The 15,318-nt window shown below is 64.7% G+C and carries 11 protein-coding genes; 5 read left to right on the top strand and 6 right to left on the bottom strand.

Going from position 1 to position 15,318, the window contains the following annotated elements:
• The first annotated feature begins 119 nt into the window (after positions 1–119).
• Positions 120–1,574, top strand: coding sequence for a TrkH family potassium uptake protein (locus tag Q6A47_RS12660; protein ID WP_039576254.1), 1,455 nt, complete (start codon positions 120–122; stop codon positions 1,572–1,574).
• Here Q6A47_RS12660 and Q6A47_RS12655 read toward each other — a convergent pair.
• Positions 1,531–2,583, bottom strand: coding sequence for an AraC family transcriptional regulator (locus Q6A47_RS12655; RefSeq protein WP_304484466.1), 1,053 nt, complete (start codon positions 2,581–2,583; stop codon positions 1,531–1,533). The genes Q6A47_RS12660 and Q6A47_RS12655 overlap by 44 nt on opposite strands.
• 153 nt (positions 2,584–2,736) lie before the next feature.
• On the opposite strand from Q6A47_RS12655, the gene Q6A47_RS12650 reads away from it, so the two are divergent.
• Positions 2,737–3,048 carry an Mpo1-like protein gene (locus tag Q6A47_RS12650; protein WP_116887807.1) on the top strand — a complete coding sequence of 104 codons (312 nt, stop codon included), beginning with the start codon at positions 2,737–2,739 and terminating at the stop codon, positions 3,046–3,048.
• Between the two features lie 9 nt (positions 3,049–3,057).
• Here Q6A47_RS12650 and Q6A47_RS12645 read toward each other — a convergent pair whose 3' ends face one another.
• Both Q6A47_RS12645 and Q6A47_RS12640 read right to left on the bottom strand, forming a co-directional pair.
• The gene (locus Q6A47_RS12645) at positions 3,058–3,870 is read right to left on the bottom strand and encodes a UDP-2,3-diacylglucosamine diphosphatase (RefSeq protein ID WP_039576249.1); all 813 of its coding nucleotides are present in this window, start codon (positions 3,868–3,870) and stop codon (positions 3,058–3,060) included.
• A 98-nt stretch (positions 3,871–3,968) separates the two neighbouring features.
• Complete coding sequence (locus Q6A47_RS12640; RefSeq protein ID WP_029612945.1) at positions 3,969–4,250, bottom strand: Rdx family protein; 282 nt, start codon at positions 4,248–4,250, stop codon at positions 3,969–3,971.
• 69 nt (positions 4,251–4,319) lie between these two features.
• On the opposite strand from Q6A47_RS12640, the gene Q6A47_RS12635 reads away from it, so the two are divergent.
• Complete coding sequence (locus tag Q6A47_RS12635; RefSeq protein ID WP_304484465.1) at positions 4,320–6,503, top strand: patatin-like phospholipase family protein; 2,184 nt, start codon at positions 4,320–4,322, stop codon at positions 6,501–6,503.
• A gap of 87 nt (positions 6,504–6,590) precedes the next feature.
• On the opposite strand, the gene Q6A47_RS12630 is transcribed toward Q6A47_RS12635, so the two are convergent.
• Both Q6A47_RS12630 and recQ read right to left on the bottom strand, forming a co-directional pair.
• Complete coding sequence (locus Q6A47_RS12630) at positions 6,591–7,028, bottom strand: MarR family transcriptional regulator (protein ID WP_029612943.1); 438 nt, start codon at positions 7,026–7,028, stop codon at positions 6,591–6,593.
• A gap of 117 nt (positions 7,029–7,145) precedes the next feature.
• Positions 7,146–9,290, bottom strand: a complete 2,145-nt coding sequence (recQ, locus tag Q6A47_RS12625; protein ID WP_295483392.1) for a DNA helicase RecQ — start codon at positions 9,288–9,290, stop codon at positions 7,146–7,148.
• A gap of 243 nt (positions 9,291–9,533) precedes the next feature.
• Between recQ and Q6A47_RS12620 the strand changes: the two genes are divergently transcribed.
• The gene (locus Q6A47_RS12620) at positions 9,534–10,121 is read left to right on the top strand and encodes a YecA/YgfB family protein (protein ID WP_029612941.1); all 588 of its coding nucleotides are present in this window, start codon (positions 9,534–9,536) and stop codon (positions 10,119–10,121) included.
• 9 nt (positions 10,122–10,130) lie between these two features.
• Positions 10,131–10,493: a YbaN family protein gene (locus Q6A47_RS12615; protein WP_116890026.1), complete on the top strand. Its 363-nt coding sequence runs from the start codon at positions 10,131–10,133 to the stop codon at positions 10,491–10,493.
• Between the two features lie 25 nt (positions 10,494–10,518).
• On the opposite strand, the gene Q6A47_RS12610 is transcribed toward Q6A47_RS12615, so the two are convergent.
• A partial coding sequence (locus tag Q6A47_RS12610; RefSeq protein WP_304484464.1) for a cadherin-like domain-containing protein occupies positions 10,519–15,318 on the bottom strand: 4,800 nt, incomplete at its 5' end.

Genomic DNA, 15,318 nt, shown 5'->3' with positions numbered 1-15,318 from the left:
GCTCAGCCGCAAGCTTCAAGCTGCAAGCGGTCAGCCAACGCCGGCTCGCTTCACTTGCCGCTTGCAGCTTGAGGCTCGCCGCTTAAAATGTCGCCCTTTCCCGTTTCGAGTCAGATCACATGGCGTTGCCGACCTTAAGGATCATCGCGTTCATCATCGGCATCTTCCTGATCACCCTGGCCGTGAGCATGGTCGTGCCCATGGCCACGCTGATGATCTTCGAACGCACGGCCGATCTGCCCTCGTTCCTGTGGTCGAGCCTGATCACCTTCATCGCCGGCCTGGCCATGGTGCTGCAGGGGCGACCGGAACACGTGCACCTGCGCCCGCGCGACATGTACCTGCTGACCGTCAGCAGTTGGGTCGTGGTCTGCGTGTTCGCCGCCCTGCCCCTGCTGCTGACCCAGCACATCAGTTACACCGACGCCTTCTTCGAAAGCATGTCAGGCATCACCGCCACCGGCTCGACAGTGCTCAGTGGCCTGGACAGCGTGTCGCCGGGCATTCTCATCTGGCGCTCGATGCTGCACTGGCTCGGCGGCATCGGCTTCATCGGCATGGCGGTCGCGATCCTGCCGCTGCTGCGCATCGGCGGCATGCGCCTGTTCCAGACCGAATCGTCGGACCGTTCGGAAAAGGTCATGCCGCGTTCGCACATGGTGGCCAAATACATCGTCGCGGTGTACGTGGGCATCACCGTGCTCGGCAGCCTGGCGTTCTGGTGGGCCGGCATGAGCCTGTTCGATGCCATCAACCATGCCATGTCGGCGATCTCGACCGGCGGTTTCTCCACCTCCGATCTGTCCCTGGCGAAATGGGACATGCCGGCCGTGCACTGGGTGGCGGTGGTGGTGATGATCCTCGGCAGCGTGCCGTTCACGCTGTACGTGGCGACCCTGCGCGGCAACCACCGCGCGCTGTGGCGCGACCAACAGGTGCAGGGCCTGCTCGGTCTGCTGGTGGCCACCTGGATAGTGCTCGGCACCTGGTACTGGGCCACCACCGACCTGCACTGGCTGGACGCCTTCCGCCACGTGGCGCTGAACGTCACCTCGGTGGTCACCACCACCGGCTTCGCCCTGGGCGACTACAGCCTGTGGGGCAACTTCTCGCTGATGCTGTTCTTTTACCTAGGCTTCATCGGCGGCTGCTCCGGCTCGACCGCCGGCGGTATCAAGATCTTCCGCTTCCAGGTGGCCTACATCCTGCTCAAGGCCAGCCTCAACCAACTGATCCACCCGCGCGCGGTGATCAAGCAGAAGTACAACGGTCACCGCCTCGACGAAGAAATCGTGCGCTCGATCCTGACCTTCTCGTTCTTCTTCGCCGTGACCATCTGTGTCATCGCCTTGCTGCTGTCGCTGCTGGGCGTGGACTGGATGACCGCGCTGACCGGCGCCGCCAGCACCGTCTCCGGCGTGGGCCCGGGTTTGGGCGAGGTGATCGGCCCGGCCGGCAACTTCGCCAGCCTGCCGGATGCGGCAAAGTGGATCCTGGCCGGCGGCATGCTGCTCGGTCGCCTGGAGATCATCACCGTGCTGGTGTTGTGCATGCCGGCGTTCTGGCGCCATTGAGCGACGCCTCCAGGCGCGCCCGGTACTCGCTGGGCGTGGCGTCGAACCAGCGACGGAAGGCCCGGTAGAAATTGCTCGGGTCGGCAAAACCCAGCAGGTAGGCGGTTTCCAGCAAGGTCATGCCAGGCTGCGCCAGGTACTGCTCGGCCAACTCCCGACGGGTGTCGTCGAGCAGGGTCTGGAAGCTGGTGCCCTCCTCCTGCAACCGGCGCTGCAGGGTGCGCTGCGACAGGTGCAGGGCCTGGGCCACGGTATCGCGCTTGGGTTCGCCCTGCGGCAGGATGCGGCACAGGGTCTGGCGCACCCGATGGGTCACTCGGCTTTCGGAAAAGCGTGCCAGGTACTCGCCCGCGAAGCGGTCGTGCAGTATGGCCATCGCCTCGTTGGCCGTGGGCAACGGCGCCTCCATGTCCGCGCGTTCCAAGACCAGCGCATCGTGCCGCGCGCCGAACTCCACAGGCGCACGGAAGGCCTGTCGGTAGGGTTCGATGTCCCTGGGCTGCGTGCCCTGGATCAGCACCCGCCGCGGCTGCACCGGGCGGCCGCTGAGCCAGGCGCACAACGACAGCGCACAGGCCAGCGACGCCTCGGCGCTGTGGCGGGTCGGCGGCAGGTGATCGCCATGCACGGTGAGGATCAGCGAGTAGCCTTCAGGGCCGAGGGTGAAGCTCAGGTCAGAGCTCTCGGCGATGATGCGCTGATAGCGCACCAGGCGCTCGAAGCCTTCTGCCAGGGTACGACTGGACATCAGCGCATACCCCACCACATGGAACGACGCCGGGCGCACCACCCGCGCCATGTTCAGGCCGATGGCCTGGTTCCCGGACAGCTCGACCGCCAGCAACCACAGACGGGTCATGTCATCCTGGGGAAAGCGTGCATCCGGGTCGTCCAGCGCCGCGAAGTCCAGCCCCAACTGCTTGAACATGGCCCGGCAATCGAGTCCTTCGAGCTCGAGCGCTTTGACGATCCCTGAGGCCCAGCTGGCCGACGTGGTTCTTTCGCTCATGACAGGCTTCTTGTACTGACCGCTCCTGCGGTGAATCGAAAGGATACTCAAATGGCGCCAATTGTCACTGGTGGGCGCTCCCAGTGACTCTAGACTCGAAACAGGCTCCACGCCGTATACCCCGAACAAAAACGCAGCGGCGAGAACCCCGCCATGAACAGCACGACGCAGTTTCGCAGTTTCGCCGAGTTCTATCCCTACTACCTCGGCGAGCATGCCAACCCCACCTGCCGACGCCTGCACTTCGTCGGCACCAGCCTGGTCATCGCGCTGTTGGCGTATGCCATCGGCAGCGGTCAGTGGCTGTTGCTGCTGGCCATGCCGGTGGCCGGCTATGGCTTCGCCTGGGCCGGGCACTTCTTTTTCGAGAAGAATCGGCCGGCCACTTTCACCTATCCCCTCTATAGCCTGATCGGCGACTTCGCCATGTTCCGCGACATCCTGCGCGGCAAGATCAGCCTCTGAGCACGGGTCTCAGACCAGCTCGCGCAGCGCCGCCAGGCGCTCGCTTTCCTGGGCTTGCGCCTCGGCCAACCGATACAACTCGATATGACCGTCCCAGTGCTCGATGAGCGCGGTGCACGACTCGACCCAGTCGCCGCAGTTGAGGTATTGCACATCGCCCACCTGACGAATCTCGGCGTGATGGATATGCCCACAGACCACGCCTTGAAAGCCGCGTCGTGTGCATTCGTGGGCAATCGCATCCTCGAAATCGCTGATGAAGTTCACCGCACCCTTGACCTTGTGCTTGAGGTACGCCGACAGCGACCAGTAGCCATAGCCGTAACGGGCGCGCCAGTGGTTGAGCCAGCGGTTGAGCACCAGGGTGAATTCATAGGCGCGGTCGCCGAGAAAGGCCAGCCAGCGGTGGTAGCGGGTGATCACGTCGAATTGATCGCCATGCACCACCAGCAGGCGACGGCCGTCAGCCGTGAGGTGTTCGGCCTCGTCCACCAGCTGGATGTTGCCCAGGATCAGCCGTGAGTAACGGCGCAGGAATTCGTCGTGGTTGCCGGTGACGTAGATCACCTCGGTACCGCGTTTGCTCATGGTCAGCAAGCGGCGGATCACATTGGTGTGAGCCTGCGGCCAGTAGACGCCGCTGCGCAGCTTCCAGCCGTCGATGATGTCGCCGACCAGATAGATGCGATCGGCCTGATACCCCTTGAGGAACTGCGACAGGTGCTCGGCCTGGCAGTCACGAGTACCCAGGTGTACGTCGGAGATCCACAGGGTTCGCACGCGTTGCTTGCGTGACGGGCGGAGCAGTTCGGCGTGTGTCATCGGGCGGCCTCCGGCGTTGTTTGCAGGAGACTGGCAGGTGCGGATGACAGGTTGGTGGCAGTCGTGTGACGAGTCACGCGCTGCCCACCGACACACCCTCAGCGGTCGTTGTGGCCCAGGTCGCGCTGCGGGTCGATGCAATCGCGCACCCGCTGCTTGAGCACCTTGGCTTCGGGGAAGCCGCCGTCGGCCTTGCGCTCCCAGAGCTGTCGCTCGTTGCAGGTGATGCGGAACACACCGCCGCTGCCCGGCTGCAGCGTGACCCGGCCCAGGTCGTCAGCGAAGGTGCTGAGCAATTCCTGCGCCAACCAGGCAGCGCGCAGCAGCCACTGACACTGGGTGCAATACTCGATGACGATTTCGGGCTTGGCATCGGCCATGGTCAAACGTCTCCTGCTGAAATGGGCCGCTTATACTAGCGGTCTTTGCCCACGGTTTTGAGACTCACGATGCGCCGTCTGCTGTTATGCCTGTTGCTGACCCTCACCCCGCTTGTCCTGCACGCGGCCGACGCGCCCCGGCCCAAGGTCGGCCTGGTACTGTCCGGCGGCGCCGCCCGAGGCCTGGCCCACATCGGCGTGCTCAAGGCCCTGGAAGAACAGGGCGTGCGCATCGACGCCATCGCTGGCACCAGCATGGGAGCGGTGGTCGGCGGGCTGTACGCCTCGGGCTACAGCATCGAGGAACTCGAACACCTGGCGCTGACCCTCGACTGGCAGCAGGCGCTGTCCGATGCGCCACCGCGCAAGGACGTGCCGTTCAGGCGCAAGCAGGACGACCGCGACTTCCTGGTCAAGCAGAAGCTCAGCTTTCGCGACGACGGCAGCCTGGGTCTGCCGCTGGGGGTAATCCAGGGCCAGAACCTGTCGCTGCTACTGGAAAGCAAGCTGGCCCACACCGCCGACATCCGCGACTTCGACAAACTGCCCATTCCGTTCCGCGCCGTCGCCACCGACATCGCCAGTGGCGAAAAGGTGGTGTTCCGCCGTGGCCACCTGCCGCAGGTGGTGCGGGCCAGCATGTCGATTCCAGCGGTGTTCGCGCCGGTGGAGCTGGACGGTCGCCTGCTGGTCGACGGCGGCATGGTCGACAACATTCCGCTGGATGTCGTGCGGGAAATGGGCGTCGACCTGGCCATCGTGGTGGACATCGGCACCCCGCTGCGCTCGCGCAAGCAACTGGCCACTGTGGTGGACGTGCTCAATCAGTCGATCACCCTGATGACCCGGCGCAACTCCGAAGAACAACTGGCCAGCCTGGGCCGCGAAGACATTCTTGTGCAACCACCGCTGAGCGCCTTCGGCGTCACCGATTTCGGCCGCGCCCAGGACATGATCGACGCGGGCTACCGTGCCACCCGCGCCCTCGACGCGCGCCTGGCCGGGCTGCGCCGGGGCGGTGACGCCGAACTGGCCGTGGCCCGCTCACCGCGCCAGCGCACGCCGGTGATCACGGCGATCAAGGTCGAGAACGATTCGAAGGTCAGCGACGAGGTGATCCGCTACTACATCCGCCAGCCCATCGGCGAGCCGCTGGCGCTGGATCGCCTGCAAACCGACATGGGCACCCTGTACGGGCTGGACTACTTCGACCGCGTGCAGTACCGCGTGGTACACAAGGGCGACGACAATACCCTGGTGATCAATGCCCGTGGCCGGCGTGGTGGCACCGACTACCTGCGTCTGGGCCTGAACCTCTCGGACGACATGCGCGGCGACAGCGCCTTCAACCTCGGTGCCAGCTACCGCGTCAATGGCATCAACCGGCTGGGCGCCGAATGGCTCACGCGCGCGCAGATCGGCGACCAGCAGGAGCTGTACAGCGAGTTCTACCAACCGCTGGACGTGGGCTCGCGCTACTTCGTCGCCCCCTATCTGTCCCTGGGTTCGCAGAACATCGAAGCCACCCTGGACAACGATCCGGTCGCCGAGTACCGCCTGGAACGTTACGGGTTCGGCCTCAACCTGGGCCGACAGATCGGCACCTACGGCGAAGTGCGACTCGGCGTCGGCAAGGCCTGGGGTGAGGCTGAGGTGCGCATTGGCGATCAAAGCCTGCCCAAAGTCAGCTTCAACGAGGGCTTCTACGAACTGAAGTACTCCTTCGACACCTTCGACAACGTCTATTTCCCCCACAGCGGCGAAGACATCGGCCTGAGCCTGCGCAAGTTCGACCGCTCGCTGGACTCGGACAGCGACTACCGCCAATGGCAGTTCCACCTGGACAAAGCCTTGAGTTACGGCGCCAATACCTGGGTGCTGGGTGGCCGCTACGGGCGCACCCTGGACGATACCGAGGTGGTGACTTCCAGCTTCGTGCTCGGGGGAGCCAGGCAACTGTCGGGGTTCCGCCAGGATTCGCTGTCAGGCCAGAACATCAGCCTGATGCGCATGGTGTATTACCGCCGGCTGACGCCTCGGGCCTATGTGCCGTTGGATCTGCCCTTGTACCTGGGCGGGTCGCTGGAGCGTGGGCGCGCGTGGAACAACGACAACGACTTCGACAGCGGCTACATCAACGCGGCCAGCGTGTTCCTGGGACTGGAGACGCCACTGGGGCCTTTGAACATCAGCTACGGAATCAACACCGAGCATCAGAAGGCGGTGTACTTGAATTTGGGCAGCAGCTTCTGAGTGTCGACGGGCCCGGCCAAAGAAATGGAAAAAGCGGATGGGGCCGCCATCCGCTTTTGCGTGTGCGCGCGGGTGCGCCGTTGAACCTCAAGGCTTCTCCAGGTTGCCGAGAATTTTCGCATGCACCCGCATGCACACGTCCAGGTCTGCCTCGTCAACGCCGGTGAACAGCTCCGCGCGCAAGGCGTTGGCGATGGTCTCGATCTGGTCGATCAGCGGCTTGGCCGGCGGACACAGCAGGATTTTCTTGGCGCGGCGGTCTTCCATGACGGCCTGGCGACGGACCAGCCCCTGGTTTTCCAGGCTGTCGAGCAGTCGCGCCAGGGTCGGACCTTCGACGCCGACGCTCTGCGCCAGCTCGCGCTGGGTGGGTGCTTCGCTGAACCGGGCCAGGTGCAGCAACACCAGCCAGCGCGCCTGGGACAGATTGAGCCCGGCCAAACGACGGTCCAGTTCGGCACGCCAGCCTCGGGACATCTGTGCCAGCTGCATGCCGAAGCGGTGTTGATTGTCGGTGAGGGGCATAGGCAACTCGTGGATGGAAACTAATAGTTAGTCAGCTAATCATGCCCCACAGGATCAGGCAAGGCTCAGCCTGTGGGAATGCGCCGAAAATCGACGCAGAGCATGACGCCGGTCAGCTCAGAGCTCGAACTCGGCCGCCAGTGCTGCGCGCACGCAGTACAGCACGCCTTCCGGCACCCGCTGCGCGAACTGTGGCAACAAGGCCGACACCGGTGGCAGCTCGCCTTCGCCGTCGAGGAAGGCGTCCTGAATTTCCATCATCAGCTCCTCGGGCAGGTCCAGCGCCTGCTCAAGGCTCAGTTCCTGACGACCGATGGCCTCGGCCAGCAGGCTGTACACATTCTTCTCGCTGCACGCCAGTTGCCCGGCGATCTGCGCCGGCGTCATCCCCGCACGGGCCAGACTGACCAACTCGTGGCGCAGGTCGAGCACCACCTTGGGCGCCTCCTCGGTGCCACCGGCGCCGTTGAGCACCTCGAGGAAGGCCTGGCCATAGCGCTCCAGCTTGCGTGCACCGACGCCGCTGACCTGGGCCATGTCGCTGAGGCTGGTGGGCTGGCTGCGCAACATCTCCAGCAAGGTGGAGTCGGGGAAGATGACGTACGGTGGCACGCTGTGCTCCTCGGCCAACTTGCGCCGCAGGGTGCGCAGCGCCTCCCACAGCTCGCGCTCCTCGGCACGCACCAATTGGCTGGCCGGGCTGCCGCCACCGCTCGAGGACTTGGCGACTGTTTGCGGCTTGAGGTCGCGGCGCAGTTGCAGGTTGACCTCGCCGCGCAGCAGCGGCCGGCACGTGTCGGAAAGCCGCAGGCCGCCGTAGCCTTCCAGATCGATGTCCACCAACCCGCGCGCCACCAACTGGCGGAACAGCGAGCGCCATTCGTGTTCGCCCAAGGCCTTGCCGACGCCGAACACCGAGAGCTTCTCGTGACCGAAACTGCGCACCTTCTCGTTGTCCTTGCCCAGCAACACATCGACCAGATGCCCGACACCATAGCGCTGTCCGGTGCGGAACACCGCCGACAGGGCCTGGCGCGCGGGCTCGGTGGCATCCCAGGTCTGCACCTGGTCGACGCAGTTGTCGCAATGGCCACAAGGCTGCTCCAGCACTTCGTCGAAGTACGCCAGCAGCGCCTGACGACGGCAGCGGGTTTCCTCGCACAGCGCCAGCATGGCATCGAGCTTGTGCTGCTCGACACGCTTGTGGCGCTCGTCGCCTTCGGAGTTCTGCAGCATCTGCTTGAGCATCACCATGTCCTGCAGCCCATAGGCCATCCAGGCATCGGAGGGCAGGCCGTCACGGCCGGCACGTCCGGTTTCCTGGTAATAGGCCTCGAGCGACTTGGGCAGGTCGAGGTGGGCGACAAAGCGCACGTTGGGCTTGTCGATGCCCATGCCGAAGGCGATGGTCGCGACCATGATCAGCCCCTCCTCGTTGAGGAACCGGTGCTGGTTGGCCGAACGGGTCTCGGCGGGCAGGCCGGCATGGTACGGCAGCGCCGGGAAGCCTTGCTCGCAGAGGAAGGCCGCCGTCTCGTCGACCTTCTTGCGCGACAGGCAATAGACGATACCGGCGTTACCCCGACGCTCGGCGAGGAAGGCCATCAATTGCTTGCGTGGCGATTCCTTGGGCACGATGCGGTAGAAGATGTTGGGCCGGTCGAAACTCGACAGGAACCGCTCGGCGCCCTGCAGGTGCAGGCGCTGGACGATTTCCTCGCGGGTCCGCATGTCGGCGGTGGCGGTCAGGGCGATACGCGGCACATGGGGGAACAGCTCGGCAAGCTGACCCAGTTGCAGGTACTCGGGACGGAAGTCGTGCCCCCACTGCGACACGCAGTGCGCTTCATCGATCGCGAACAGGGCGATGTCCAGGTCGCGCAGGAAGTCCAGCATGCGCGGCTGCACCAGGCGCTCAGGCGCCAGGTAAAGCATCTTCACTTCGCCGCGGCGCAGGCGCGCGGCCAGGTCGCGCTGCTGCTCGGCACTCAAGGTGGAGTTCAGCGCCGCCGCCGCCACGCCGAGTTCGTCGAGGGTGGCGACCTGGTCGTCCATCAGCGCGATCAGCGGCGACACCACCACGGTCAGGCCGTTGCGCAACAGGCCGGGCACCTGGAAGCACAGCGATTTGCCGCCGCCGGTGGGCATCAGCACCAACGCATCGCCACCGTTGGCCACGCATTCGATGATCGCCGCCTGGCGACCCCGGAAGCTGTCGTAGCCGAAGATGTCCTTGAGGACGCGCTGAGCCTGTTCGAGCATTTGCCACTCCACGATCGTCGTACCATCCCGCAGACAGGCTGGACGATAAATCCGCTGCGCACACGCCGGATGCGTAAGCGTTTTTTGCCGAATGACGCCAAGGCGCCACCTGGCTCGAAAACGGCGAAGTATACCCCACTGCCCTGCCCTGCGGCAGGCTGGGATGACAGACGTTCCCTTTGCCCCGCCATCGCTGCAAGGTGCTAGAATTCAGCATCGTTTATTCCCCAAGGTAGCCCCGTAATGTCCTTCGCCGAGCAACTGACCCGCCTGCAAGCCTTCCTCGACGCCGACGAGCTGCACGAAGAGGCGCTGGACTACGTCGCCGCACACGGCTACCTGACCGCGCTGTCGATCTGCTCGGAGGAGGTGCCCGAACGTGAATGGATCGACGCGCTGTTCGCCGAGGAACCGCATTACGCCAGCGAAGCCCAGCACGTCGAAATCGAGGCCACCCTGGTCGCCCTCAAAGGCCACATCGCCCGCCAACTGGCCAGCGACGAGGAATTCGACCTGCCCTGCGAGCTCGACCTGACCGACGAGCCGGACGATTCCGAACTGCGCGGCTGGTGCATCGGGTTCATGGAAGGCGTGTTCCTGCGCGAAGAAGCCTGGTTCGAGAACGCCGAAGAGGAAGTCAGCGAAATGCTGCTGCCGATCATGGTCGGCTCGGGCCTGTTCGACGAACAGCCGGAGTTCGCCGACATCGCCAGCAACGCCAACTTGCAGGACGACATGATCGTGCAGATTCCCGAGGCCCTCAGCGCCTTGTTCCTGCTGCTGCACGCCCCGGAAGAGAAGCCGGCACTGCTCAAGCCACGCCACCACTGATCGGCGGTGGTGCGCTATCTGCTGCTGGCCATTGGCTGGCTCAGTGTCGCGCTGGGGGTGATCGGCATCTTCCTGCCGGTCTTGCCGACCACCCCATTCCTGCTGCTGGCAGCCGCCTGTTTCGCCCGCAGCTCCCCGCGTTTTCACGCCTGGTTGGTCGAGCATCCCCGGCTCGGCCCCTGGATCCGCGACTACCTCGAAGGACAGGGCATTCCACTCAAGGGCAAGGTGTACGCCATCGGCCTGATGTGGGCCAGCATCGGCCTGTCGTGCTACCTGGTGCCCTTGTTCTGGGCACGGGCCTTCATGCTCACCAGCGCCGTGCTGGTCAGTCTCTACATCCTCAAGCAGAAGACCCTGCACCGGCCCTGAACAGGCCGGCGCACCCGCCTGGCAATCAGACCGTATCCACCTTCAACGAATGATCGTTGAGCATGCCGTTGATCAGCGCCGCCGTGTCGTAGCCGGCAGCGATCAAGCCGCCAGCGCCCGGGGTCACCCCGTAGTGCTGCGCCAGGTCGACACCCGCCAGGTCGATGGTCTGGGTCGGCGCCGCACCCGCCACGCTGCTCACTTCCAGGGTCGATACCACCCCGGCACCACTGCCGCTGATCTTGAAATGCAGGTAGTCGTCCAGTGACGCCGCCGTGGCGTTCTCGCCCTGCAGCAGTTGCGACAGGTCGAGCGTGTCGCTGCCTGGGGTGAAGTCGGTGACGCGGTCGTGCCCGCTGTCGCCCTGCTGCCAGACGAAGGTGTCGTTGCCGCTGCCCCCCGTCAGGGTATCGTTGCCCGGGCCGCCGATCAGGGTATCGTTACCCGCGCCGCCGACCAGCAGATCGTCGCCCTTGCCGCCATTGAGCACATTGTCGCCGTCGTTGCCGAACAGCCGATCGTCATGGTCAGAACCGATCAGGTTCTCGATGCTGACCAGGGTATCGAGCCCCGCACCCACGGTATTCTGTTGCCCGACATGGGCCAGATCGACGGTCACGCCCGTGCCAGCGCTGGCATAGCTGGCGGTGTCATTGCCCGGGCCACCGTCGAGCAGGTCGTCGCCTGGCCCGCCGATCAGCAGGTCGTTGCCCTCCCCACCGTACAACCGGTCGTTGCCCTCTCCCCCCACCAGCACATCGTGCCCGGCGCCACCGATCAAGGTGTCGTCGCCGTTACCCGCCAACAGCACATCGTCGCCCGCACTCCCCACCAAGGTGGCCCCCGCCTGATAGGTGATGTCCACAGCGCCAGTGGCGACGCCGCCATGGTTGTCGCTGAGGGTATAACTGTCGTGCCGGACTTCGTTCTCGGCCTGGCTGTAATCGATCACCAGGCTCAATTTGTAACTCTCGGCCGCCTTGCTGTTGCCTTGCGCATTCTCAGTGTTGATCACATGCAGGCTGTACACCCCGTCATGGCTGGCGGTGAAGCGGCCACCCTCGTCGATAGCCTGATAATTGCCCGTGGTGTCCTTCCACTGCATCTGCAGATTGCCGGCCGGACGGTCGTGGTCCAAGGTCAGGCTCTCACCCTTGCGCAAGCTGACCGTCAGCGTGTCTTCGTCGTTGGCATTGCTGGTGCTGATGGCGCCCAGGTAGCCCGCGACCACCAGCGCGGCGGTCATGCTGCCCGACACCGCCGTGAAGTCGCTGCGCAGCAGTTCCTTGTATTGGTTGGCCGTGGTGTTGGCCGTACCGTCGAAGCGCAGGGTCTGCACCTGACCGGCGGCGGCGAAGCCGGCCCCCTTGTCGGCGAAGCCGGTGGTGAAGGTGGTCGGCGCGGCACTCAGGCGATCATGGTCAGCATCACTGTCGTTGGCCAACAGGGCCTGCATCGGCACGCTGATGCTGGCCCCCGTGATGTTGGTGATGATGTGGTCGGCCCCGGCGACCGGCGCGCTGTTGCTGTTGAGCTGCACCACCAGGCTGGCGCTGCTGGTATCGCCGTCGTTGTCGCTGACGGTGAAGCCGAAGCGCTCCACGTGGCGACTGCCATCGTCCTTGGGCGGTGCGTAGGTGAACGCGCCGGTGTCCATGTCCACCAGCAGCGTACCGCCGAGTGCGGTCTTGACTGCCAAGGTATTGCCCTGCGTGTCGAAGCTGGCCTTGTCCGGTCCGCCCGACACGCTGTAGCCACCCTGCCCGCCATTGGCTTTGGGGTCGAAGGTGTAGGTGGTGCCATCGACCAGCAATGCCTTGATGAAACCGCCGTCGGCACCGAAGTGCCCGCCACTCATCAGGCTGCCGGTGATCGGCGCGCCCTGCACGGTGCCGGTGAGTACCGCACTGAGCTGACTGAGGTCGGTGACCACCACCGAGCCGGTGTCGACATGGCTGCTGCCGTCGTAGGCCAAGGGATCGAGATTGGCCTGATTGACCCCGGTGCCCATACCGATTGCGTAGGACTTGATGCCTTGGTCGTCGAGGAACCGCTCCCAAGCGGCCTCGCGCACCGACGTCATCGCGTGCCCATTGGTCGGTACGCCATCGGAGAAGAAATAGCTGACGTTCTGCGCCCCGGCGATCTTGCCGCTGCTGAGGAAGGCGTCCTGGGCCTTGGTCACCGCCGAGTCGTAATAGGTGGAGCCGTCGGCGGTCAGCCCTGCGACCACGCTCTTGGCCTCGGCGATCGACACCCAGACCGGCGTCTTGACCCAGGCGCCGGTCGCAAAGGTCACCACCTGCACCTTGATGTCGCCCATCTCGTCATAGCGCTCGAGCAACGCGTTGATCGACTGCTTGGCCAGGTCCAGTCGGCTCAGCCCTTGAACCCCGGAGGCGAAGTTCATGCTGCCGGACACGTCGATCACCAGCAGGATGTTGGAGTCCAACTGGCCCGGCGTGATGCTGCGCTCGGCGCACACGGCTTTGGGTACGTCATCGACGATGGAAATGGCGATGGTGCTGGTCACGCTGTTGCCCAGCGAATCGGTGGCTTTGTAGGTGAATTGCTCGATGACCCGGTTGGCACCGTCATCGGCACCACTCGGCGTCTTCGGCGCCGAGGTGAGGGTGTAGGTGTAGCTGCCGTCCGCATTGACCTGAATCTGGCCGAACTGACCGACCGTATTCCCGACCAGGCTATAGGTCACGGCACCCACGCCACCGCCGACCGAGCCCGCCAGGTTGCCAGTGGCCGTTTCGCCGGTGGACTGCGGATCGCTGCCGATGACCGTACCCGCGGCCAGATCGTGGCCGTCCTTGACCAGATCCAGCGCCTTTTCGTACACCGTCACATCGCTGTTCTCACAGGCCAGCAAGCGGCTGTCCTGCACGTTGATGGTCAGAGTCGTGCTGCTTTCATCGCCATCGGCATCACGGATGGTGTAGACGAACACGTCGGTGGCACCGGCCTTGGATACGCTGTTCGGGTTGGCGTGATAGGTGGCGTTGCCTTGGGCGTCGAGGGTCAGGTAACCGTATTGGCCAGCCACCTGCACACCGAGCTGGCCAATGGCCGATGTCGAGGTATCCGACCCGGCGCGCACGCCCACGACATACTGGCCGTCGGCCCGCACGTCGGCGCCGACGATGTCATTGTCCAGCACATTGCCGCTGACCGCGCCGCCTTCGGTCACGCTGGCGACGTCGCAGTGCGCCTTCGGCACGTCATCGACGATGCTGATGACCACGGTGCCCGTGGTCGAATTGCCCAGCGAATCCTTCACCTGATAGGTGAACGACTCGGTCAGGGTATTCGCCCCGTCATTGACGTTTTCCGGCGACTTCGGCGCCGAGGTGAGCGTGTAGGTGTAGGAACCATCGGCGTTGAGCTGGATCTGGCCGTATTGGCCGACCGCATTGCCCACCAGCGCGAAAGTCATTGCGCCGATGCCGCCGCTGACCAACCCGGCCAGTGAGCCAGAGGCGGTTTCTGCAGTGGAATGCGGATCGCTGCCGGTGACCGTGCCCGGCGCCAGGTCATTGCCGTCCTTGACCAGATCGAGGGCCTTTTCGTACACCGTCACGCCACCGCCTGGCGCAACCACCAGCGAGCAGTCGTGGATATCGATGGTGATGGTGGTGGTGCTTTCGTCGCCGTCGGCATCGCGGATGGTGTAGACGAACACGTCGGTGGCACCGGCCGGCGTCACGCTGTCTGGCCTGGCGTGATAGGTGGCGTTGCCCTGGGCGTCGAGGGTCAGGTAACCGTACTGGCCGACCACCTGCACGCCGAGCTGGCCAATGGCCGAGGTGGAGGTGTCGGCGCCCGCGCGCACGCCCACGACATACTGGCCGTCGGCCCGTACATCGGCACCGATCACATCGTTGACCAGCACATTGCCGCTGACGCTGCCGCCCTCGTAGACGTTGACGAAATCGCTGTCCGCCTTCGGCACGTCATCGACGATGCTGATGACCACGGTGCCCGTGGTCGAGTTACCCAGCGAATCCTTCACCTGATAGGTGAACGACTCCGTCAGCGTATTCGCCCCGTCATTGAGGTTGTCCGGCGACTTCGGCGCCGAGGTAAGCGTGTAGGTGTAGGAACCATCGGCGTTGAGCTGGATCTGGCCGTATTGGCCGACAGCGTTGCCCACCAGCGCGAAAGTCATTGCGCCGATGCCGCCGCTGACCAACCCGGCCAGTGAGCCAGAGGCGGTTTCCGCGGTGGAATGCGGATCGCTGCCGGTGACCGTGCCCGGCGCCAGGTCATTGCCGTCCTTGACCAGATCGAGGGCCTTTTCGTACACCGTCACGCCACCGCCTGGCGCAACCACCAGCGAGCAGTCGTGGATATCGATGGTGATGGTGGTGGTGCTTTCGTCGCCGTCGGCATCGCGGATGGTGTAGACGAACACGTCGGTGGCACCGGCCGGCGTCACGCTGTCCGGCCTGGCGTGATAGGTGGCGTTGCCCTGAGCGTCGAGGGTCAGGTAACCGTACTGGCCGACCACCTGCACGCCGAGCTGGCCAATGGCCGAGGTGGAGGTGTCGGCGCCCGCGCGCACGCCCACGACATACTGGCCGTCGGCCCGTACATCGGCACCGATCACATCGTTGACCAGCACATTGCCGCTGACGCTGCCGCCCTCGTAGACGTTGACGAAATCGCTGTCCGCCTTCGGCACGTCATCGACGATGCTGATGACCACGGTGCCCGTGGTCGAGTTACCCAGCGAATCCTTCACCTGATAGGTGAACGACTCCGTCAGCGTATTCGCCCCGTCATTGAGGTTGTCCGGCGACTTCGGCGCCGAGGT

The organism is Pseudomonas boreofloridensis, assembly GCF_030580795.1.
In the GTDB taxonomy this organism is placed as follows: domain Bacteria; phylum Pseudomonadota; class Gammaproteobacteria; order Pseudomonadales; family Pseudomonadaceae; genus Aquipseudomonas; species Aquipseudomonas boreofloridensis.
This window is presented reverse-complemented; position numbering and strand designations above follow the sequence as displayed.

Coding starts and splice junctions, on each gene's coding strand:
- Q6A47_RS12660 (WP_039576254.1), top strand. CDS start 120: ATGGCGTTGCCGACCTTAAGGATCATCGCGTTCATCATCGGCATCTTC.
- Q6A47_RS12655 (WP_304484466.1), bottom strand. CDS start 2,583: ATGAGCGAAAGAACCACGTCGGCCAGCTGGGCCTCAGGGATCGTCAAA.
- Q6A47_RS12650 (WP_116887807.1), top strand. CDS start 2,737: ATGAACAGCACGACGCAGTTTCGCAGTTTCGCCGAGTTCTATCCCTAC.
- Q6A47_RS12645 (WP_039576249.1), bottom strand. CDS start 3,870: ATGACACACGCCGAACTGCTCCGCCCGTCACGCAAGCAACGCGTGCGA.
- Q6A47_RS12640 (WP_029612945.1), bottom strand. CDS start 4,250: ATGGCCGATGCCAAGCCCGAAATCGTCATCGAGTATTGCACCCAGTGT.
- Q6A47_RS12635 (WP_304484465.1), top strand. CDS start 4,320: ATGCGCCGTCTGCTGTTATGCCTGTTGCTGACCCTCACCCCGCTTGTC.
- Q6A47_RS12630 (WP_029612943.1), bottom strand. CDS start 7,028: ATGCCCCTCACCGACAATCAACACCGCTTCGGCATGCAGCTGGCACAG.
- recQ (WP_295483392.1), bottom strand. CDS start 9,290: ATGCTCGAACAGGCTCAGCGCGTCCTCAAGGACATCTTCGGCTACGAC.
- Q6A47_RS12620 (WP_029612941.1), top strand. CDS start 9,534: ATGTCCTTCGCCGAGCAACTGACCCGCCTGCAAGCCTTCCTCGACGCC.